Below are 21,562 nucleotides of genomic sequence, written 5' to 3'. Positions count from 1 at the left end.
ACTCCTGTGCAAGTGAATAGGTCTGGTCATCGCTGGTCGAGTCGAGCGAGCAGCGCGTTCACCTCGGTGTGCAGCCGGCGCAGCTCCGCGGCCGTCGGCGCCAGCTCGTAGCAGTGGTGGTGGGCGGCGGTCGAGAGCGTGGCCCACGCGTACGCCACCCGCCGGGCGGTCTCCGTGCCCGGCCCGAGCCGTCCGCGCAGCATCAGCTGCTTGGCCCGGCCCTGCCGGCAGGCCGCGACGGTCGGCTTGACCCGCCGCCAGTAGGCGTCGATGCCGCCTTCCAGGGCGAGCCGGATCAGGCAGGCGCAGACCCGAGGCCACCAACCGCCGGTCACGGCGACGCCCCCCAGCACGCCGGTGCCGCGCAGCAACTGGTCGGCCGCCGCCAGGCAGCGCTGCGGCGTCGGCGCGGTCACCGCAGCGCCTCGGTCAGGAAGCGGGCGTCCGCGACCAGGCCCGGCAGGTCCGCCAGGTACGCGCCGTGCACGCCCTTGCGGCACGCCTCGTACGCGTCCACCGCCCGCCGTCCGTGCCGACGGCTCAGCTGGCCGAGTACGTCACCGCCCCGATCGGCGTCGTCGAACAGTGCCAACGCGACGATGGTGGTCAGCCGGCGCGACGCGGCCTCGATGGCCGCTTCGATGTCGTCGTGCGGGACGCCCCGGGCGACCCGTACCCGCCAGACCACCCGGTGGCAGGCGGCCTCCATGGCCGAGCGGCACAGCTCCGCGACCACCGGCCCGCGTACCTCGGCGGGGATGTCCTTGTTGCGCGACAGCGCGTTCGCGTCGTCCAGGTAGCGGGTCACCGGATCGGAGCCGGGCCGCAGCGTCACCACCGACTTCTCCGCCCGGTGCACCTCGACGATGCGGGCGTCGCCGAGGCCGAGCCGGGTGACCGCGTCGGGCAGTCGGGTGTCGTGGGTGAAAACCACCACCTGCCGCTGCTCGGCCAGCTCGGCGAGCACCCGCGCGAGACCGTCCACCTTCGACGGGTCCATGCTCTGCACCGGGTCGTCGACCACGATGAACCGGAACGGGCTCTCCGGGGCGCAGCTGCGCGGCAGGAAGGTGGCCAGCCCGAGCGCCTGCATCTCACCCTGGCTCATCACCCCCAGCGCGGTGCCGTTGTCGGCGCCGTCGACGCTGACCGGGAAGGCCACCCGCCGGCGGGTGTTCGCGCCTTCGAGCGTCATCGCCCCCAACTCGACGTTGCTCTCCTGGCGCAGCTGCGCCCAGATCCGCTGGGAGTGCCCGGCGAACGGTGCGACCCGCTCGTTGCGGATCTCCGTACCGGCGTTCTTCAGCCAGCCGCGTGCGGCCTTCAACCGGGTCAGGGTGGCCTCCCGCGCCGGCAACCCGCCGGCGGCGGTCACCCACTCGCGCACCTCGGCCGCGGCCGCCCGCCAGCCGGTGTCGCGTTGCCGCAGAAACGCCTCGGCGTACGCGCGGGTCGCGTCCGCCGCCGTCACCACCGCCGGGTACCGCGCGGCCAGGTGGTGGGCCAGGTCGGCCGGCTCCCCGGGTACGCGTCGCAGCGCGGCCACGGCGTCGCGCAGCGCCCCGACCGCCGGCTCCGACCCGGGACCCTCGGGCACCGCGAGGTCATCGATCAGGTGGTGCGTCTGCCGCAGCAGAGTCGTGAGCCGGGTCGTTGCCGTCTGGGCGGCGACACTGCGCTGCCGGAGGTCGGTCAGCGACTGCGCGGCGGCGGTACGCCATCCGCGGTCGAGGGTGCCGGTGGCGCAGACCGGGCACGACCCGTCGCCCTGGTCCTCGTGATGTTCGAGGGCGAGGCGGAGCAGTTCGGCGCTGCGCAGCGCGGCCCGGGACCGGCCGCCGTCGTACCGCAGGGCCTCGACCGCCGCCTCCCGCAGCTGACCGGCCAGCCGGGTCACCTCGTCGACCGGCGGTGGAGCGAGAGCGGCGAGTTCCCGGCAGAGCAGCACCGCCCCGTCGGTGGTCGGTTCGTCGGGCTCGTCGAGGATCGCCGTCACCGCCGCGAGGTCGACCGCGCCGCGGCCGCGTAGCAGCGCGACGGTTCGCCGGGCCCGGTCGTCGGTGATCCCGGCGAGCGCGTCGGCCAGGGCGGCGCGCTGTGCGCGTACCTCCTTGATGGTCGTGTCGTGCGGCCGGGTGGCGCGCAGCAGACGCTGGTCGGCGTCGGTGAGCGCGTCCAGGCCGAGGATCGCGAAGAGCGCATCGAAGAGCTGGCTCTGCGTGCCGGCGGCGAGCTTGCCCAGCTCGGCGGCGGTGAGGAACGGCCGGTACAGCTCCAGCGGGCGGGCCAGACCCAACTCGGTGAGGCCGGTGTGCCGGCCCCGGACGCTGGTGACGGTCACCTCGGCGTCGGCCAGCTCGGCGCCGACCGGCCAGGCGCGGTGCACCCGGGTCGGCGTGGCCACCCCATCGACCCGCAGCTCCACACCGACCCAGCACGGATCCGGGTTGTGCAGGTTTCGCCACCCCGTACGCCAGACGCTCGTCTTGTCGGCCCATCGGGCGCTGTCGCCGGTGAGGGCGAGTTCGACGGCCTCGGCGAAGCTGGACTTGCCGGAGCCGTTGCGGCCAACGACCAGGGTGAGGCCCGGACCGGGGTCGATCCGGAGGGTCCGTTCCGGACCGACGCCGCGGAAGCCGGCAACGGTCACCGACTTCAGCCAGATCCGGTCCGCTGGACCGTCGCCGGTGGGGGACCGGGGGTCGAGACGGGTGGGAGTGCCGGCGAGCGCCGCGGTCAGGTGGTCCTCGCTGGTCAGCGCGGCGAGGACCAGCTCGGCGGTCTCGGTCGGTACGTCATCAGCGGCGGCGAGTCGGTCGAAGATCAGCTCGATCAGGGGTGCGGTGGTGGGCTGCGCGGGGTCGGTCATGGTCATCTCCAGGCGTGTGGTGTCCGCGGGCCGACGACTCGCCGGCCCGCCCGGGATGAGCGGTGGAAGTGGGGAGGCCGTTATCGGCCCGGCTGGGGCGAGCAGCGTGGTCGGGAGGGTGGTGGTTGTCGGACGCTGTAGAGCTGATGTCGCAAACGAATCAGTGGTTCAACGTCGGCCGCTCCGGGCACCCCGCGGAGCGGTCAGAGCGTGGCGTTGGCGTGCCAGTCGCGCAGGAACGCGTCGACCAGGGCGTGCGCCCGAGGGCGCAGGTCGAACGACTCCTCTCGCCGGCGGCGGGCCATGTGCGACAGGCCGTCGGCGGCCTCGTTGAGGGCGTGGCCGCTGTGCCCCTTGACATGCGCGAACGTCAGGTCGCGGCGGCGGGCCACCTGCTCGGCGAGCCGGACCAGGGTGGGCTGGTCCGACCAGCGGCGCTCCCGCAGGCTGTAGCCGGCGGGCATCGCATCGGTATCGCCGGCCTGCCAGCGGTGCAGGTATCGCAGAGCCGTCAGGCTGTCCAGCAGCACGGTCATGCCGGTCGGCACCTCGTCATACCCGGTCAGCAGGTAGTCGACCGCGCGGAGTTCGTCGACGAGCACCCGGGAGGCGCCGGTCGGGTCGAGCCGGCCGGTGCCCCGACCGAGCACGCCGTAATGGCCGTCGCTGACGACGTACCCGAGGCCACCGGCGCGGCCCTTCCAGCTGGCGTCGGTCGCAGCCACCAGCGGCGCGGACGCTTCCGCCCAGCGGATCACCCGGCCGCGCCCGCGCTGCTGGTCCAGGCGCGGCGGGACGTGCTCGGTGTGCTCGACAGCGAGGCGCTCGGCGGTATCGAGCAGTTCGCCGGTGGAGGTCAGCTCCTCGTAGTGGGCGGCGGTGAGAGCGAGGCGGACGGCGTCACCGATGCGCTGGCAGTCGTCGCAGCGGGTGGAGCGGGCGTAGGGACGGAGGGTGAGTGCCCGGTCGTGCAATGGTGGGGGGAGTTGCGCCAGGGCGCGGAGGAATTCATCGGGCCGCACGACGCCTCCTGACGTCTCAGGGGAGTTTCAGAGGACTTTGATGGAGTCGACCTGGAGCAGCGGAACGGTGGTTTCGCCGCCGATCTGGGTGTCGTAGCTGTAGGAGCCGAGCACCGTGACGTTGGCGCGGAAGGTGTCGTCCTCGACGAGGTTGTCGAGGTCCGACTGGGATCCGTTGAAGATGGTGTTGGTCTCGTAGTCGTACTCGTCGGCCATGCGGCGGTGAGCGACGTCCGCCCGGAAGCTGTCGACGCCGGTGGCCGCGTCGAACTGGGTGACCCGCCCGTAGACCACGTAGGTCTTCCCCAGGTAACCGTCCGGGTCCTTCGCGATCAGCTTCCACTGCCGCTCAGTGAGCGTCTTGTACGACGGCGGCTTCGGCTTAGGCGGCGGGGCCGTCTTCGTCGGGCTGGGGCTGGCGCTGGTAGGGGCCGCGCTGGTCGGAGCGGCAGTGGTGGGAGCCGTTGTCGTCGGCGACACGCTCGTGGGACTGATCGCAGGCGAACTGCTGGCACCGGCGGTCGCCTCCGGTTCGTCGCCGGCGACCGTGCCGATGACAGCGCCGCCGCAGCAGAGGGCGATGGCCAGGGCGATGCCACCGACAGCCCATGCCCGCACGTGGGACCGCTTCTCCCGGGTGGCAGGGCCGAACTCGCCGACGAGCGTGGTGTCGGCAGTCGCGGCGGACGGCGGACCGCCGACGGGCGGCACCGAGGGCTGCGGCAGTTCGGTCGGCTGGTCGGGCGGATTCGGGGTGGTCGGATCGGTCATGACGGGGCTCCTCATGTGAACAGATGGGCTGTGAGCAGCCGGCGCGGATCGTTCAGACCCGCCCCGGGCTACAGGGGAGAGGTCAGCCGAGGGCGACGTCGACGCCGCCGGAGAACGGCGAGTCGTGCAGCTCGAGCTTCGCGAGCTTGACGTTTTTCGGGATGTCGAAGACGACGACGCCGCTGACCTGGTTGCCGGGGTTGACGTCGTTGAGGAACGTCTCGGCGTTCTTGTTGGCGTAGATCGCCGCGCCGCCGTCGGCGGAGTACTCGGTGCCGTCGGCCGCATACGCCTTCTGGCTGCTGCCGTCGAACATCTGCGCTTCCTTGCCGATGTTCTTCACGTTGACCGTGACCAGGCAAAACTGGCCCTGCGCCTTCTGGCCGAGCATGTCGCTGCCGACCTTGGCGACGCCGCACTTGGCGGACTTCACCGTGAACTCGAACTTGCCGTCGCGGGCCGCCTCGCCCACCTTGGCGGTCTTCGCCGGGGCGTCCTCGCCCTTGCCGCTGCCGCCGGAGCTCGTGGACGTGTCGGCGGCGCCGGAGCCGCAGCCCAGGGCGATGAGGCCGGTGGCGATCAGAGCGAGAGTGGTGGTCTTGCGCATCGTTGTCCTCCTGATGTGAACGTTGCGGCGTCAATAAGAGCATCGTCCGACAGCGGTGTCAACAGACAATCTCGTGCTTGACAGGCGTGCGAGACTTTCGACGTGCAGGAGAACCCGACCATCACGGCAGCGGAGATCGCCCGGCTCGCCGGCGTCGGTCGCGCTGCGGTCAGCAACTGGCGCAAACGGCACGCCGACTTCCCCGCCCCGGTGGGCGGGACGACGGCGAGCCCCGAGTTCGACCTGATCCAGGTCGAGCAGTGGCTACGCACCCAGGGCAAGCTCCCGGAGCTCGCCACCGCCGACCGGCTCTGGCGACACCTCGCCGCGGCCAGCGACTCCCCAGCCGCCGGGCTCGCGGCCGTCGGCGCGCTGCTGTTGGCCCGTCAGCGCGGCTCCCGCAGCGGCCACCCCGACACACAGCTCGCGCCGCTGCTGCCCGACGTCGACGCGCTCGCCGACGAGCTGCGCCCGCAGGGCGCGTTCGACGAGCTGTGGCAGCGGTTCTCCGCACCGGGGCCCGGCCGCCCCTTCGCCACCCCCGATGACCTCGCCGACCTGATGATCGGGCTCGCCAGCGTTGGCGGCGGCTCAGTGCTCGACCCGGCCGCCGGCTCCGGCGCCATCCTGCGAGCCGCCGTCCGCGCCGGCAGCACCTCGGTGTACGGGCAGGAACTCGACGAGGACCTGGCCCGGCTCGCCGGCCTGTGGCTCGCCCTGCACGACGTACCCGGCGAGGTCTGCCCCGGTGACTCCCTGCGCGCTGACGCGTTCGCCGGCCGCGCCGTCGACGCCGTCGTCTGCCACCCGCCGTTCGGCGCCACCAACTGGGGCGACGAGGAACTCGGCCACGATCCCCGCTGGATCGTCGGCACCACACCCCGTACCGAACCGGAGCTGGCCTGGGCGCAGCACGCCTTGGCACACCTGCGCGTGGGCGGGCACGCCGTACTGCTGATGCCGCCCACGGTGGCCAGCCGGCGCGCCGGCAAACGGATCCGCGGCGAACTGCTGCGCCGAGGCCACCTGCGAGCCGTCATCGCGCTCCCGCCGGGGGTGGCGGCGCCGCACGGCGTACCGCTGCACCTGTGGGTGCTGCGGCGGGCCGCAGCCGACGCGCCGCCACCGGCGCGGGCGCTGCTGATCGACGCCGCCGGCGGCGACCTGGCCGACACCGCCCCGCGCGTGCTGGCCGCGTGGCGGGCCTTCGCCACTGCCCAGGACGCCGACGTCGAGGAAGCCGGCTTCGCCCGAGCGGTCCCGGTCATCGAGCTACTCGACGAGGAGGTCGACCTCACCCCCGCGCGCCGACAACCGGCCGTCGCGGGCGAGGCTTCAGGAGAGCATCTGGTACGCACCAGGGAACGCCTGGCCGCCATCGTCGGCGAGCTGCCGGCGCTGCTGCCGCAGGTCACACCCGCGCCCGACGGGCCAGACGGCCTCTTCCTCACGGTGGGGGAGCTGGCAAAGACCGGGGCGCTTCAACTCATCGGCCCGGTCCGCGCCGGCACATCCATACCCGCACCCGATGGGCCGCCGGTGCTCACCGTGCCGGACGTGCTCGCCGGGGTGGAGGCGTCCGGGCGGGTCGACGACCGGTTCGGGCAGGAGATCCCCCTCGCTGTGGGGGACGTGGTGGTGCCGATGATCGCGCGGCAGCTCATCCCGCGGGTGGTCACCGCAGAGGGAGCGCTGTTGGGGCGCAACCTCTACCTGCTGCGACCCAACCCGGCGGCGCTGGACCCGTGGTTCCTGGCGGGCCAGCTGCGGACGTCAGCGAACGAGAAGCAGGCGTCGAGTCTCTCGGGAACCATGCGGTTCGACATTCGGCGGGCGCAGGTGCGGCGGCTGTCGCTCGACGAGCAACGGGCGCACGGGGACGCGTTCCGGCGCCTCGACGCCTTCGAGTCAGCGATCAGGCAGGCCGCCTTGCTGGGTGCGGAGCTGGCCCAGCTCACGGCCGACGGGCTGGCGCGCGGGTCGATCAGACCGGACGCCCCGCAGTGAGGTCAGACCTCGACGATGGGCCAGTCGTCGCCGAGCACCTTCCGCACCTGATCGGCCCGAGACGTGATGAGGCCGGCAGCGCTGCTGATCGCGACGAAGGCCGCGTGGCCGGCTCCGAGGCGCCCGGCCTGCCGGGCCATGCCCCCGGCGACCGGACAGCCGTCGGCCCGGTCGACTTGCAGGGCCGGTGTGAGGACCCGTACGGCCGGATTGCGACGCATCATCGACAGGTACGCGTACTCGGTATGGTTGAGCAGGCTGTACGCCTCGAGCAGGCAGACCAGCGGCACGGCAACCGTCGCATTGGCGTCGGCCGCCGCCACCATCGCTTCACTGAGGGCGTCGACACCCTGGGCGTAGGCCATCAGGACGCCGGTGTCGAGCACGTAGACCGGTGCGCTCACGCCGCACTCGGCCGGTCGAAGTCGGCGCGGACCTCGTCGACCGGGCGCTCCAGCAGCTCCGCCGCACGGGCTATCGCCGCCTCGCGCATCTCCGGTGTTACCGGGCGGGCCGCCAGCCGCCGCGCCGCGCCCTCCGGGTCGTACGGGAACTCGCCGTGCCCGGCCGCCCACGGGGCGGCCCGCATGTCGTCGGATACCCGACGGCGGCGCAGCGCCTCGGTGACGTAGGCGGAAACCTGACGGGCGGGTAGCGCGTCCAGTTGCTCGGCCACGTCATCGGGCGCGGAGATCGTCACACGCCGACTCCTACGCCGAAACCTAGCGAAGTATGAATCGTCCGTAAGGAACCGACCCACTGAAACTCGGTTGATCATCTTGGCCGTCTAGCGGACCACGGTCATGAAGGTGGCCGGGCATACTGCTCGCCTTAAGGAAAACGAAAGGAAGTCGATGAGGGGTCGAGCGGGGAGCCGCCGCTGACCTGGCGCGTGTCCGAGCGACGCAGAGCTATCGAAGACGGCTAATGGGGACTGTGGGGTGGCCGTGAACCTGGAACTGGTGGCGGACCGATTCCGCCTGCTGAACGCAATCGGCAGGGGAAACATGGGGGAGGTCCACCGAGCGGAGGACATGCGGGCGTCGGAGGGCTCACCGGATCGCGTCATCGCGGTCAAGTTGATCCTGCGGAGCCGGTCCGGCGCAGTCATCGACTCGACTGCGGATGACAAGGCGGTCCAGAGATTCGAACGCGAGGCGCGCATCATGCGCCGCCTTACCCACGCGAACCTTCCGCGCTCAATCTCCGGAGGCGTCGACTCCTCCGGCCTCCCGTACATCGCCATGGAATTCCTCGACGGGGAGACGCTGCGCGATCTGATTTCTGAGCAACCGCAACTGCCGATCTCGTGGGTTGCCGCGTTGGGCGCCCAGATCGCTGACGGGCTCACCGCCGCGCACGCCGCCGGTGTCATTCACCGCGACCTCAAGCCGTCCAACGTAATGCTGCTGCGCGGCGGGCTCGTCAAGGTCCTGGACTTCGGCATGGGCAGGCTCATCGAAGCTGACGAAGCTGAGAGGCTCACCAGCACCGGCGTAACGGTGGGCACCGCCCGCTACATGGCTCCGGAGCAGTTCCGGGCGTCGTCGGTCACCCAGGCCGCCGACCTTTACGCCCTGGGCTGTGTCCTGTTCGAGTTGCTGAGCGGCGTGCCGCCGTTTCACAGCGGCTCGGCCCACGAGGTGGGGCAGAAACACCTGGAGGAGCCGCCGCCGCCGGTGCGGGTGTTGCGCTCGGACGTTCCGCGGAGTCTCGAACGACTCATTGAACGGCTACTCGCCAAGGATCCCGCGGATCGGCCGGAGGACGCGGGCGCTGTCCGCGAGGTGCTGCTGCCGCTGGTGCAGGGGGAGGCCAAGGTCCCCGGCTGGGACGACTTCAACCCGGTCCGCCACTTCCAGGCCGGCCACACGATCGGTGCTGCGCACACTCGGCCGGCGGATCCGGCTGCAGAAGCCTTCTCCCGCCCGGCACCGGGCATGGACGTCTTCGAGGTGCACCGGGAACTCATCCGGGAGTACCGCGCCTTCACCGAGGGTGGCACGACCATCCGCGATGAGCGCATCGCCGAGTTCGTCGAGCACGACCTGGACGCGAAGTCGCAGTGGCCCGATCCCTGGCTGTCGCTGAACCCGTTCTTCGCCTCCGGCGGCAACATGCTGGAGCTCGTCAACGAGGGTGTGCTGCACCAGGAGTGCGCGCGCATCTTCCAGGCGAACAAGACGGAGGGCGGCACGGACTGCGACGGTCGGCCACTGACCCTGCATCGGCACCAGCGCGAGGCAATCGAGAAGGCGCAGTCGGATGCCTCCTACGTCCTTACCACCGGCACCGGGTCCGGCAAGTCCCTGGCATATATTGTGCCGATCGTCGACAAGGTGCTCAAGGAGCGCGAGCGGGAGGGGTCCAAGGCCGAGAAGCGCGTCCGCGCCATCATCGTCTACCCCATGAACGCGCTGGCCAACAGCCAGCTCAAGGAGCTCGACAAATATCTCCAGGACGGCTACGGACCCGGCCATGAGCCTGTGACGTACGCCCGGTACACCGGGCAGGAGAGCGACGAGCGGCGCAAGGAAATCCGCGACAGCAAGCCGGACATCCTGCTCACCAACTACGTAATGCTCGAGCTCATGCTCACTCGGCCGGACGACCGGCGCTCGCTGATCAAGATGGCCCAGGGGTTGGAGTTCCTCGTCTTCGACGAGTTGCACACCTACCGTGGCCGTCAGGGCGCCGACGTGGCCCTACTGATCCGCCGGGTTCGCGAGGCATGCCAGGCAGACCAGCTGCAGTGCATCGGCACCTCCGCCACCATGTCGACCGAGGGGAGCCTTGACGAGCAGCGGGCGGCGGTGGCCCGAGTGGCCACGACGCTCTTCGGTACTCCGGTCAGCGCACAGAACGTGATTGGGGAGACCCTGATCCGGGCGACAGGGGCGTCACCCGACACCGTCCCCGCAGCGCGGCTCACGGCGCCGGGCGCACCCCGCGCCTACAAGGACCTAGTGAATGACCCGCTGGCCCAGTGGATCGAGACCCGATTCGGCCTCGCCACCGACGTCGCAACTGGCCGGCTCGTACGCCAGAAGCCAGCCAAGATCGAAGTGGCCGCGCTGGAGCTGGCTCGGGAGAGCAGCCTGACCGCCGCCGACTGTGCCGGCGCGATTCGGGCCACGCTCAAGGCCGGCTCCGAGGCTCGGCATCCAGTCACCGAGCGTCCGCTCTTCGCGTTCCGTCTGCACCAGTTCCTGTCCAAGGGCGACACGGTGTACGTCACTCTTGAGGACAAACTCACCCGGCACCGCACTCGCGAGTACCAGCTCGTCCTGCCGGGTTCGGACGGCAAGATTCTGCTACCGCTGGCCTTCTGCCGCGAGTGCGGTCAGGAATACCTGACCGTGTGGCGGTCCGAGAAGGACGGCAGGGTGGTCTACGCGCCGCGCCGGGACACCGCTGCGGCCGGTGGTCGTACGGGCGGCGACGGATACCTCTACATCGACCCGGACCGGCCCTGGCCCGCCACCGAGGAGGAGGCGATCGAGGCCCGGCGGGTTCCCGAATCTTGGCTGGAGACCGACGCCGGCGGCGCTGAGGTGGTCCGTGGCTCCTACCGGCAGCGACTGCCGCAGGCGATCACGGTCAACCCGCGGGGTTGGGAGGGCCACGGGGATCTCAAGGCGGCATTCATCCCGTCTCCGTTCCTCTTCTGTCTGCACTGCGGTGTGAGCTATGAGCAGACCCGGGGGAAGGACTTCGCCAAGCTCGCGACGCTCGACCAGGAGGGCCGATCCTCGGCCACCTCCTTGGTCTCCGCCTCGATCGTCCGGTCGCTGATGCAGGCGCCTCCGGAGGCGCTGAGCAAGAAGGCGCGCAAACTGCTCACGTTCGTGGACAACCGGCAGGACGCCTCGCTGCAGGCCGGTCACTTCAACGACTTCGTGCAGGTCACGCAGCTTCGCGGTGCCCTCTACCGCGCCGTCGTCGAGGCGGGCGACGAGGGCGTCAACCACGAGAAACTCGCCGAGCGTGTCACCGCAGCGCTCGGCCTGAGCCTCGGCGACTACGCGAGGGAAGCCGACCTTGCGCCGTCCATGGCCAGCTTGGCGGCGAAGACCCTCCGAGACGTCATCGCCTTCCGGCTCTATCTCGATCTGGAACGCGGCTGGCGCATCACCATGCCCAACCTGGAGCAGACCGGTCTTCTGAAGATCGACTATCAGGATCTGGCCTGGCTCGCCGGGAGGCAGGAACGCTGGTCAGCAGCTCACGAGAAGCTGCGCGCGGCGGAGCCGGACGAACGGGTCAAGATCATGCGGGTGGTGCTGGACGAGATGCGTCGAGCACTGGCAATCGACGTACAGTACTTCCGCGACGACTTCGACTCGCTCCAGCGGGCCAGCGAGGAACGTCTCATCGACCCCTGGCTGCTCTCTGGAAGCGACAGACCCAAGGTCGGAGCGGCTTACCCCCAGCCCTCGGGGCGGGGCCTGGATCGGTCGAACCTCTTCCTCTCTGGGCGGGGAAAGGTCGGAAAGTACCTGCGCAGGGTGCACTTCCCCGATCTGTCCTGGAGCGACGCCCAGGAGATGATCGTCGACCTGCTGGAGGTGCTCAAGCGGGGCGGTCAGGTCACCGAGGTTTCCCAGGTGCCCGAACGCGCGGGTCGGTTCCGGCGGTCGGCCGGCACGCCCGTCACCGGCTATCAGGTTTCGGCAGCGGCCCTCATCTGGCGGGCCGGGTCGGGTCAGACCGGTAGCCATGACCCGCTGACCCGGACGTACGCCAGCGGCGACGGCCCTCGGGTCAACACGTTCTTCCGTGACCTGTATCAAACCGCAGCCGGCACCCTCGCCGGCCTGACCGCACGGGAACACACGGCGCAGGTCGATCCGGTCGAGCGGGAACGGCGGGAGGAAGCCTTCCGCAAGGCGGAGTTGAAGCTGCTCTACTGCTCGCCGACGATGGAGCTCGGCGTCGACATCTCCGAGCTCAACGCCGTCATGATGCGCAACGTTCCGCCGACCCCGGCGAACTACGCCCAGCGCAGCGGACGCGCCGGGCGATCCGGGCAGCCGGCGCTGGTCACCACCTACTGCGCCACCGGCAACAGCCACGACCAGTACTACTTCCGGCGCTCCGAGCGGATGGTGGCCGGTGCGGTGGCCCCGCCCCGGCTGGACCTGGCCAACGAGGACCTGGTGCGCTCGCACGTGCATGCCGTCTGGCTGGCAGAGGCGGGCCTCAAGCTGGGCCGGGCGATCCCCGAGATCATTGACATCAGCTACCTGGAGGAGAGCCGCCGCCCCGATCCAGCGCTCGGGTTGCAGGATCATGTCGCGGCGGCATTGCGGGACACCCACGCTCAGGGCAGGGCCGTCGCCGCGGCCCGGACGGTGTTCGCCGGGCTGCTGCCCGACTTCGGCCAGTCGACGTGGTGGGACGAGAACTGGATCGAGGACACCATCCGGACCACACCGGAGCGGTTCAACCGCGCGTTCGACCGCTGGCGGGACCTGTTCCGCGCGGCACTCGTCGACCAGGCGGAGCAGAACCGCCGGGTCCTCGACCACACCCTCTCCGAACGCGACCGAAAAATCGCCGTGGGGCGCCGCAAAGAGGCCGAGACCCAGCTCAACCTGCTCAAGAACGAGACGGTGGAGAGCCGGTCGGTGCTCTCGGACTTCAACCCCTATCGCTATCTCGCAAGCGAGGGCTTCCTGCCGGGCTACTCGTTCCCGCGTCTTCCGCTGGCCGCGTATGTGCCGACCTCGGGTCGCCCGTTCGGCGACGGTGACTACCTGCAGCGCCCACGTTTTCTTGCGATCCGAGAGTTCGGGCCGGGCGCGCTCATCTACCACGAGGGTGCCCGCTACCAGGTCACCCGCATCCAGTTACCGCCGGACGCGGCCGGCGAGGTGGTGACGACCGAGGCTCGGCGGTGTGTCAGCTGCGGTTACCACCACGACACCCGTGGCGGCGCGGTCCGCTGCGAGATGTGCAACGAGAAGCTCGACGTGACCACCAACGGGCTGCTGCACCTGCACACCGTCTACACCAAGCGTCGGGAACGGATCTCCTCGGACGAGGAGGAGCGGCGACGGGCCGGCTACCGGCTGGTCACGTCCTACCGCTTCCAGGACCACGGCGCGCGGTCGGGCCGGCAGGACGCCGTCGTCTCCGAGGGAAACGAGCAGCTCGCCACCGTCTCCTACGGAGACTCGGCGACCGTCCGGATCACCAACGTCGGCCGCGTCCGCGCCAAGCAGGACGAGCCGGACGGCTTCTGGCTCGACCCGGCGGACGGACGATGGATGAACGAACGTGACGCCGGTGAGGCGTCCGGCGACTCCAGCGAAATGCCGGTGGTCGACGCCGACGGCAACGAGAAGCGCCGCAAGAAGCGGGTCATCCCGTACGTCGAGGACCGCCGCAACATCCTCGTCGTCAAACTCGACGAGCCGCTGGATTACGACGTCGCGCTCACCCTGATGTACGCGTTGGAGCGCGGCATCGAGGCGGCCTTCGAGCTGGAGGATTCCGAACTCACCACCGAGCTGCTCCCGCCGAACGACGGCCCACGCGACCGGATGCTCTTCACCGAGGCGGCCGAGGGCGGCGCCGGCGTACTGCGGCTCATGCAGTCGGATCCGACGGCGCTGGCCCGAGCCGCCACCGCGGCCCTGGACATCTGTCACTTCGGCCCGGACGGCACCGACCGGGGCGGTCCGCACCCCGACCGCCCGTGCGCCTGGGGTTGCTACGAGTGCCTCCTGACGTACGGCAACCAGCTCAACCACCAGTCGATCAACCGGCACCTGATCCGTGACCTGCTGCTGCGGTTCGTCGGGGCGTCGGCGCGGACGACCGGGCAGGGCGAGTCGCGGACCGAGCAGCTCCAGCGCCTGACCGGGCAGTCGGACACCGCGCTGGAGGCCAAACTCATCACCTGGCTCAAGCAGCGCGGCCTGCGCCTGCCCGACGAGGCGCAGACCTTCGTCAGTGCGGCGCTGGCACGACCGGACTACGTCTACCGCCTGCCCGGCGTCACCGTCGCGGTCTTCGTCGACGGACCCGTCCACGAGCACGCGGCAGTCGCCGACCGTGACCGCGAGGCAGAGGAGCGGCTGCACGACGCGGGCTGGGAGGTGGTCCGCTTCCCGCACGACGCCGACTGGTCGGAGATCGCGGCGAAACACCGGTACTGCTTCGGCGGCTGACCCTCAGCCCGTCACCCCTGGCACCACCCACAACCGAACATCACGACGCGCGAGGACCCCCCTCATGACTACCTTCAGCGCCGGCACGTTGGTCTCCGCCCGAGGCCGCGACTGGGTCGTACTGCCCGAAAGCGCCGCCGACATGCTCGTGTTACGCCCCCTCGGGGGCGCAGACGACGACGTCGCGGCCGTCTTCCCGGCCTTCGAGCCGGTCAAGAGTGCCGAGTTCGCCCCGCCCACCCCCGCCGACCTCGGTGACGCGTACGCGGCCGGTCTGCTCCGCTCCGCGCTGCGGATCGGCTTCCGGTCCGGCGCCGGCCCGTTCCGCTCGCTCGCCGGCATCGCCGTCGAGCCCCGCGCCTACCAGCTCGTGCCGCTGCTGATGGCCCTGCGGCAGCGAACCGTCCGCATGCTCATCTCAGACGATGTCGGTATCGGCAAGACCGTCGAGGCGGGCCTGATCGCCAGCGAGATGCTGGCGCAGGGGAGTGCGAGCAAGCTCGCTGTGCTCTGCTCGCCTGCCCTGGCCGAGCAGTGGCAGGCGGAGCTGCGTACCAAGTTCGGCATCGATGCCGAGCTGGTGCTCGCATCCACGGTGTCCAGGCTGGAGCGCGGTCTGGACCTGGGCCAGTCGCTCTTCGACAAGCACCCGCACGTGATCGTCTCCATGGACTTCATCAAGTCCACCCGCCACCGCGACGACTTCGTCCGCCACTGCCCAGACCTGGTCATCGTCGACGAGGCCCACACCTGCGTCGCGACCGACGACAACACCTCCGCACAGAACCAGCTCCGCTACGAGCTGCTGCAGCGCGTCGCCGCCGACCCCGAGCGGCACCTGCTGCTGGTGACCGCGACCCCGCACAGCGGCAAGGAGAGCGCCTTCCGCAACCTCCTCGGCCTGGTCCGGCCGGAACTCGCGAACGTCGACCTCGGGTCGGAGGCGGGCCGTCGGATGCTCGCCCAGCACTTCGTGCACCGCAAGCGCGCCGACGTACGCCAGTACCTCACCAAGGACGACGGCCTCGCCGACGACAGCCTCGCCGAGGAGACGGCCTTCCCGTCCGACCGGCACTTCAAGGACGAGACCTACAAGCTCTCCCCGGCCTACCGGGCACTGCTCGACGACGCCATCGCGTACGCCAGCGAGCGGGTGACCGCCGCGGACAGCCGGGGCCGGCGGGAGGCCCGGATCGCCTGGTGGTCGGCGATCGCCCTGCTGCGCTCCCTGGTCTCCTCGCCGCGCGCTGCCGCGCAGACCCTGCGGACCCGCTCGGCGACCGCGACCGCCGTCACCGCCGAGGAGGCCGACCGGCTCGGCGCCCCGCTGACCAGCGACTTCTCCGACATCGACGCGCTCGAAGGGCTGGACGTCGCCCCCGGCGCGGAGATCGGTGCCGTGGAGGTCGACGCGGGCGCGCGGCTCGCCGAGTTGGCCGACCGGGCGGCAGAGCTGGACGGGCCGGCCGGCGACACGAAGCTGGCGGCGCTGGTCAAGCACCTCAAGGAGCTGCTCAAGGAGGGCTACCACCCGATCGTCTTCTGCCGCTACATCCCCACCGCCGAGTACGTCGCCGAGCACCTGGACGGCAAACTCGGCAAGAAGACGGTGGTGCGTGCCGTCACCGGCACCCTCTCCCCGCAGCAGCGCATCCAACGCATCGAGGACCTGGCCACCGACGCGGGCGACGACCCGGCCGCCCGCCGCATCCTGGTCGCCACCGACTGCCTCTCCGAGGGCGTCAACCTGCAGCATCACTTCGACGCCGTCGTCCACTACGACCTCGCCTGGAACCCCACCCGGCACGACCAGCGGGAGGGGCGCGTCGACCGGTACGGCCAGAAGCGCGACGTCGTCCGGGTCATCACCCTCTGGGGCAGCGACAACGGCATCGACGGCAAGGTCCTCGAGGTGCTCATCACGAAGCACCGGCAGATCCGCAAGGACCTCGGCATCTCCGTCTCCGTCCCGGACGCCGCCTCGGCCGGAGTGACCGACGCGATCGTGCAGTGGCTGCTGCTGCGCGGCCGCGACGGCGAGCAGGCCAGCCTCTTCGACGCCGATGAGTACCGGGCGATCGACAAGAAGGCCGCCGCGCTGGAGACCCAGTGGCAGTCCGCCGCCGAGCGGGAGAAGGCGTCCCGGTCCCGGTTCGCCCAGCACACCATCCGACCGGACGAGGTGGCCAAGGAGGTCGCCGCGATCCGCGACACGCTCGGCCGCGCCGCCGAGATCCGCGACTTCGTCCGACGGTCACTCCGCGCGCTCGACGGCGTGCTGCGCGACGAACCGGGTGGATCCGGCGACTTCACCGCCGACGTGAGCGGCACCCCCGCCGGGCTCCGCGACGCGCTCGCCCCAGTGCTGGGCGGGGAAGTCGACCTCGGTCGTCCCGTCCCGTTCAAGACCATCGCGGCCGTCGGCCGCGGCGAGGCGGCCCTGGTCCGCACCGACCCGGCGGTGGTGGCACTCGCCGGGTACGTCCTGAACGCCGCCCTCGACGACCAGGTCAGCGGCGCGCGCCCGGCCCGCCGCTGCGGCGTCATCCGCACCCAGGCCGTCGACAGCCGCACCACACTGCTGCTGGTCCGCTACCGCTTCCACCTCACCCTGCCGTCCCGGACCGGGGTACGACAGCTCGTCGCCGAGGACGCCCGGCTGCTCTCCTTCGCCGGCGCGCCCGCCAACGCCACCTGGCTGCCCACCGAGGACTCGCTGCGGCTGCTCGACGTCACCGCCGACGAGAACACCGACCCGGGCTTCGGCGAGCGCACGATGAGCCGGATCCTCGACGCGCTGCCCGAGGTCACCGACCACCTTGAGACGTACGGCGAGGAGCTGGCGGCAGAACTGCTCGCCTCGCACCGCCGGGTCCGCAGCGCCGCCGGCGAGATCGTCCGCGGCCTGACCGTCACCGTGCAGAAGCCCGCCGACATCCTCGGCGCCTACGTCTACCTGCCGGCCTCCTCCACCCCCGCCCCCCTCGCCGCCGGAGGCAACGCCTGATGTCCGCCACCGCCCGCAACCAGGTCTTCTCCGCCGTCCACACGATCGGTGGCCTGATCCCCGCCGACATGCTGGTCCGAATCTCCGAGGGCAAGGACGTCAGCGGCTCCAAGCCCGCCGACTACCGGGTTATCGGCTCCCGGTCCGTCCGCGATGACGCCGACCGTCACTGGGACTACCTCAAGTCGGTGTGGAAGGAACTCCGCGACCGCCTCCCCGTTCTGCCGGAGGCGGAGACGCCCGCCGACCCGACGGGCCTGGCGGTCACGCAGTGGCTGGAGCCGCTCTTCGCGGAGCTGGGCTTCGGCCGGCTGACCGCGCTGGGTGCCACCGGCATCACCTCCGACGACGGCGGGAAGACCTTCCCGATCAGCCATCGCTGGAACCACGTGCCGATCCACCTGGCCGCCTGGAACGCGACGCTGGACAAGCGGCCCGGCGGCGCCGGCACCGTGCCGCCGCAGTCGCTGGTGCAGGAGTGCCTGAACCGGTCCGAGGCACACCTCTGGGGTGTGCTCACCAACGGCCGGCAGCTACGGGTGCTGCGCGACTCCAGCGCGATGGCCACCGCCGCGTACGTCGAGTTCGACCTGGAGGCGATCTTCGACGGCGAGCTGTTCAGCGAGTTCGTGCTGCTGTACCGGCTGCTGCACGTCTCCCGCTTCGAGGTCGCCGAGGGCGCCACCCCGTCGACGGGTTGGCTGGAGAAGTGGCGCACCGAGGCGATCGCCGCCGGCACCCGAGCGCTCGACAACCTCCGGGCCGGTGTCCAGGACGCGATCACCGCACTCGGCACCGGCTTCCTGCGCCACCCCGGCAACGCCGCCCTACGGGAGAACGTCGACCCGCAGGCCCTGCACAACGCGCTGCTGCGCATGGTCTACCGGCTGCTCTTCCTCTTCGTCGCCGAGGACCGCGACGCGCTGCACCACCCCGACGCCGACGAACAGGCCCGCGAGCGGTACGCCGCCTACTTCTCCTCCGCGCGGCTGCGACAGCAGGCCCGACGCCGCCGGGGCACCACGCACGCCGACCTCTACCAGGCGCTGCGGATCGTGCTCGACGCGCTGGGCAACGAGAACGGCCGCCCGGAGCTGGGCCTGCCCGGCCTCGGTGGCCTCTTCGACGACAGCGACGCTGATGCCCCGCTGCGCGGCCTGTCGCTGTCGAACGAGTACCTGTTGCTGGCGATCCGGCACCTGTCGCTGGTGCGCGACGGTGGGTCCCGTCGTTGGCGCTCGGTCGACTACCGCAATCTCGACGCCGAAGAGCTGGGCTCGATCTACGAATCGCTGCTGGAGCTGGTGCCGAAGCACAGTGCCGTGGACCGCACCTTCGAGCTGGTCGCACTGGCCGGCAACACCCGCAAGACCACCGGCTCGTACTACACCCCGTCCTCGCTGATCGACTGCCTGCTCGACTCGGCGCTCGACCCGGTGATCGACGACGCGGTCAAGCGCGGCGAGGTGGCCGCCACCGCTGCCGGCCAGCCCGACCCGTCCGACGCGATCGTCTCCGAGTTGCTGTCGCTTACGGTCTGTGACCCGGCCTGCGGGTCCGGCCACTTCCTGGTCGCGGCGGCCCGCCGGATCGCCAAGCAGGTCGCCGCAGTCCGCGAACGCAACCCCGAGCCGACAGTCGATGCGGTCCGCCACGCGCTGCACGAGGTCGTCGCCAAATGCATCTACGGCGTCGACCTCAACCCGATGGCCGTCGAGCTGGCCAAGGTTTCGCTCTGGATGGAAGCCCTGGAGCCGGGCAAGGCGCTCAGCTTCCTCGACGCCCACGTGAAGCGTGGAAACGCGCTGATTGGGGCCACGCCAGCGCTGCTCAAGCGCGGCATCCCCGACGAGGCGTTCAAGCCCATCGAGGGCGACGACAAGACATTCGCCAAAGGCCTGGAGAAGCAGAACGCCAAGCAGCGGCAGGGGCAGGGCAGCCTCTTCGACCTGTACGCAGGGGCGAAGGTCGCCAACACCGTCTTCGCGCGGGACCTGCGCCGCATCACGACCGCTCCCGCCAACAACCTTGGTGACGTCCGTAAGCAGGCGTCCGCATACCGGACCTGGAAGACCTCCGCCGAGTACGCGCGCGCCCTGCACGTCGCCGACGCCTGGTGCGCGGCGTTCATGTGGAAGAAGACCGCCGGCGTCCCGGTGGCCGTCACTCACGGGGTCTTCCGAGCCCTGAGCGACCCTACGGCGGCCGCCGCCTCGCGGGCGACCCACGACGAGATCGTCCGGCTGCGCGAGCAGTACCGGTTCTTTCACTGGCACCTGGAGTTCCCCGAGGTCTTCGACGTGCCGGGGAGCGGCACCGACATCGACCCGGCCACCGGCTGGGACGGCGGCTTCGACTGTGTCCTCGGCAATCCCCCATGGGAACACCTTGAGCTCAAGGAACAAGAATTTTTCTCCGCGCGAGCCGCTGAGGTCGCCGAGGCGGCAGGGGCCAAGCGCAAGAAGCTGATTGATGGGCTGCGCGCTAAGAATCCGTTGCTGTTCGAGGCATACGAGGCCGCGAAGCGTCAGATCGATGGCGTGCGGCATTTTGCCGGAAATTCGGGAGTCTTTCCGCTCTGTGGGCGTGGCCGGATTAAGACGGACCCGGTCTTTGCAGAGCAGGCTCGCAAATTGACAGGCCCTTACGGTCGGATGGGCGTGATTGTCCCGACCGGAATCGCTACGGACGCGACTACGCAGTTCTTCTTCAAGGATCTGGTGCTCAACGGTTCGATCACGGCACTCTACGACTTCGAAAACGCGGCACCGCTATTTCCCGGCGTGCATCGCTCATTCAAGTTCAGCGTCCTGTCCCTCGCCGGGCGCGCACTGCGTGAACCGGCAGCCGAGTTCGCCTTCTTCCTCCACCACCCGAGCGAGTTGGACGAGGCCGGCAAGGCGTTCAGCCTCACTCCCGAAGAGATCACCCTGCTCAATCCCAACACCGGTACGTGCCCCGTCTTCCGCTCCCGACGCGACGCGGAAATCACCCTCGGCATCTACCGGCGAGTGCCGGTGCTCATCAAGGAGGGCGACCCGAACGGCAACCCTTGGGGCGTGTCGTTCATGCAGGGCCTTTTCAACATGACCAGCGATTCACACCTCTTTCACACCCGGGAGGAGCTTGAATCCGACGGCTGGACCCTCATCGGCAACATCTTCACCAAGGGGCCCGCCAAAATGCACCCCCTCTACGAAGCCAAAATGATCCACCACTACGACCACCGCTGGGCTATGTTCGATGAAAATGGCGGGACCCGTGACCTTGCCTTGGACGAGAAGCAGAATCCGGGTGCTGTAGTTGTGCCCCGTTATTGGGTAGCCGAACGCGAGGTCGATGAGAAGCTCGCTTCCAGGCATTGGACGCGGGGCTGGCTCCTTGGTTGGCGCGACATCACGAACTCTACTAATGAGCGTACGGCGATTATCGGAGCCTTCCCCCGCGCTGCTGTCGGAAACAATCTCCCCATCACAACGTTCAACACGGAGGACGTCCGCCTCGGGGCCTCCTTGGTCGGGGTTCTGTCGTCGCTTGTCTTTGACTTCGCAGCGCGCCTGAAGGTGGGTGGCACTCACCTCAACTTCTTCATCTCGCAGCAACTGCCGGTGCTTCCTCCCGGCCGCGTCAAGGTTCACAGCCAATTCTTAGTGACGCGCATTTTGGAGCTCGCCCACACCGCCCACGACATCATTCCGTTTGTCCGCGACCTTGGCGGCGAGGGTGCGCCTTTCGTGTGGGATGTGGAAAGGCGGTGGGCTATTCGCGCCGAGTTGGACGCCCTACTCTTCCACCTCTATGGCATCGGGCGCGACGACTTGGACTACATCATGGAGACGTTCCCGATCATCAAGCGCAAGGACGAGGCGAAGTTCGGCACGTATCGAACCAAGGAGTTGATCCTCGCCGAGTATGACCGGATGGCCGCTGCCGGGGTCAGTCTGGCCAACCCGCTGGTTGACGGAGAGAACTACACCTCAACCCTCACCCCGCCGCCCGGACACGGCCTCCGCCATCCGGCGACCCCGGCCATTCCTCGGCAGCGGACCGGAAGCTCCGACGTCCAGCAGGTGAGTCGAGGCCGTGCTCGCTAGATAACGC

Annotated in this window: 11 protein-coding genes; 4 read left to right on the top strand and 7 right to left on the bottom strand. The window is 70.1% G+C overall.

Going from position 1 to position 21,562, the window contains the following annotated elements; genetic code table 11:
- Positions 1 to 26 precede the first annotated feature (26 nt).
- The 5 genes from KBX63_RS26670 to KBX63_RS26650 form a co-directional block, all read right to left on the bottom strand.
- On the bottom strand, positions 27 to 416 hold the full coding sequence (locus tag KBX63_RS26670) for a hypothetical protein (RefSeq protein ID WP_210915953.1): 390 nt from the start codon (positions 414 to 416) through the stop codon (positions 27 to 29).
- Positions 413 to 2,869: an AAA family ATPase gene (locus KBX63_RS26665; RefSeq protein WP_210915951.1), complete on the bottom strand. Its 2,457-nt coding sequence runs from the start codon at positions 2,867 to 2,869 to the stop codon at positions 413 to 415. Before KBX63_RS26665 ends, KBX63_RS26670 begins: the two co-directional genes overlap by 4 nt.
- 203 nt (positions 2,870 to 3,072) lie before the next feature.
- Positions 3,073 to 3,891, bottom strand: a complete 819-nt coding sequence (locus KBX63_RS26660; protein ID WP_210915948.1) for a ribonuclease HI — start codon at positions 3,889 to 3,891, stop codon at positions 3,073 to 3,075.
- A gap of 27 nt (positions 3,892 to 3,918) precedes the next feature.
- Positions 3,919 to 4,662 carry a hypothetical protein gene (locus tag KBX63_RS26655; RefSeq protein WP_210915947.1) on the bottom strand — a complete coding sequence of 248 codons (744 nt, stop codon included), beginning with the start codon at positions 4,660 to 4,662 and terminating at the stop codon, positions 3,919 to 3,921.
- A gap of 82 nt (positions 4,663 to 4,744) precedes the next feature.
- Positions 4,745 to 5,269: a DUF4352 domain-containing protein gene (locus KBX63_RS26650; protein ID WP_210915946.1), complete on the bottom strand. Its 525-nt coding sequence runs from the start codon at positions 5,267 to 5,269 to the stop codon at positions 4,745 to 4,747.
- A 102-nt stretch (positions 5,270 to 5,371) separates the two neighbouring features.
- On the opposite strand from KBX63_RS26650, the gene KBX63_RS26645 reads away from it, so the two are divergent.
- Positions 5,372 to 7,276, top strand: a complete 1,905-nt coding sequence (locus tag KBX63_RS26645) for an N-6 DNA methylase (RefSeq protein ID WP_210915944.1) — start codon at positions 5,372 to 5,374, stop codon at positions 7,274 to 7,276.
- 2 nt (positions 7,277 to 7,278) lie between these two features.
- Here KBX63_RS26645 and KBX63_RS26640 read toward each other — a convergent pair whose 3' ends face one another.
- Positions 7,279 to 7,662, bottom strand: coding sequence for a hypothetical protein (locus KBX63_RS26640; protein WP_210915942.1), 384 nt, complete (start codon positions 7,660 to 7,662; stop codon positions 7,279 to 7,281).
- Between the two features lie 14 nt (positions 7,663 to 7,676).
- Positions 7,677 to 7,976, bottom strand: coding sequence for a hypothetical protein (locus tag KBX63_RS26635; protein WP_210915940.1), 300 nt, complete (start codon positions 7,974 to 7,976; stop codon positions 7,677 to 7,679).
- A 241-nt stretch (positions 7,977 to 8,217) separates the two neighbouring features.
- On the opposite strand from KBX63_RS26635, the gene KBX63_RS26630 reads away from it, so the two are divergent.
- The 3 genes from KBX63_RS26630 (at position 8,218) to KBX63_RS26620 (ending at position 21,555) form a co-directional block, all read left to right on the top strand.
- Complete coding sequence (locus KBX63_RS26630; RefSeq protein WP_307871858.1) at positions 8,218 to 14,454, top strand: protein kinase; 6,237 nt, start codon at positions 8,218 to 8,220, stop codon at positions 14,452 to 14,454.
- Positions 14,455 to 14,518: 64 nt separating this feature from the next.
- The gene (locus tag KBX63_RS36085; RefSeq protein ID WP_210915937.1) at positions 14,519 to 17,461 is read left to right on the top strand and encodes a DEAD/DEAH box helicase; all 2,943 of its coding nucleotides are present in this window, start codon (positions 14,519 to 14,521) and stop codon (positions 17,459 to 17,461) included.
- Positions 17,461 to 21,555 (top strand): Eco57I restriction-modification methylase domain-containing protein, encoded by a 4,095-nt coding sequence (locus KBX63_RS26620; RefSeq protein WP_210915936.1) that lies wholly within the window; start codon positions 17,461 to 17,463, stop codon positions 21,553 to 21,555. The genes KBX63_RS36085 and KBX63_RS26620 overlap by 1 nt, the downstream gene beginning before the upstream one ends.
- The last annotated feature ends 7 nt before the right edge of the window (positions 21,556 to 21,562 follow it).

It is taken from the genome of Micromonospora sp. U21 (assembly GCF_018070045.1).
Lineage (GTDB): Bacteria > Actinomycetota > Actinomycetes > Mycobacteriales > Micromonosporaceae > Micromonospora.
This window is presented reverse-complemented; position numbering and strand designations above follow the sequence as displayed.

What these genes read in the sequence shown, in the direction of transcription:
- KBX63_RS36085 (WP_210915937.1), top strand. Translation starts at nt 14,519, where the DNA reads ATGACTACCTTCAGCGCCGGCACGTTGGTCTCCGCCCGAGGCCGCGAC.
- KBX63_RS26650 (WP_210915946.1), bottom strand. Translation starts at nt 5,269, where the DNA reads ATGCGCAAGACCACCACTCTCGCTCTGATCGCCACCGGCCTCATCGCC.
- KBX63_RS26655 (WP_210915947.1), bottom strand. Translation starts at nt 4,662, where the DNA reads ATGACCGATCCGACCACCCCGAATCCGCCCGACCAGCCGACCGAACTG.
- KBX63_RS26665 (WP_210915951.1), bottom strand. Translation starts at nt 2,869, where the DNA reads ATGACCGACCCCGCGCAGCCCACCACCGCACCCCTGATCGAGCTGATC.
- KBX63_RS26620 (WP_210915936.1), top strand. Translation starts at nt 17,461, where the DNA reads ATGTCCGCCACCGCCCGCAACCAGGTCTTCTCCGCCGTCCACACGATC.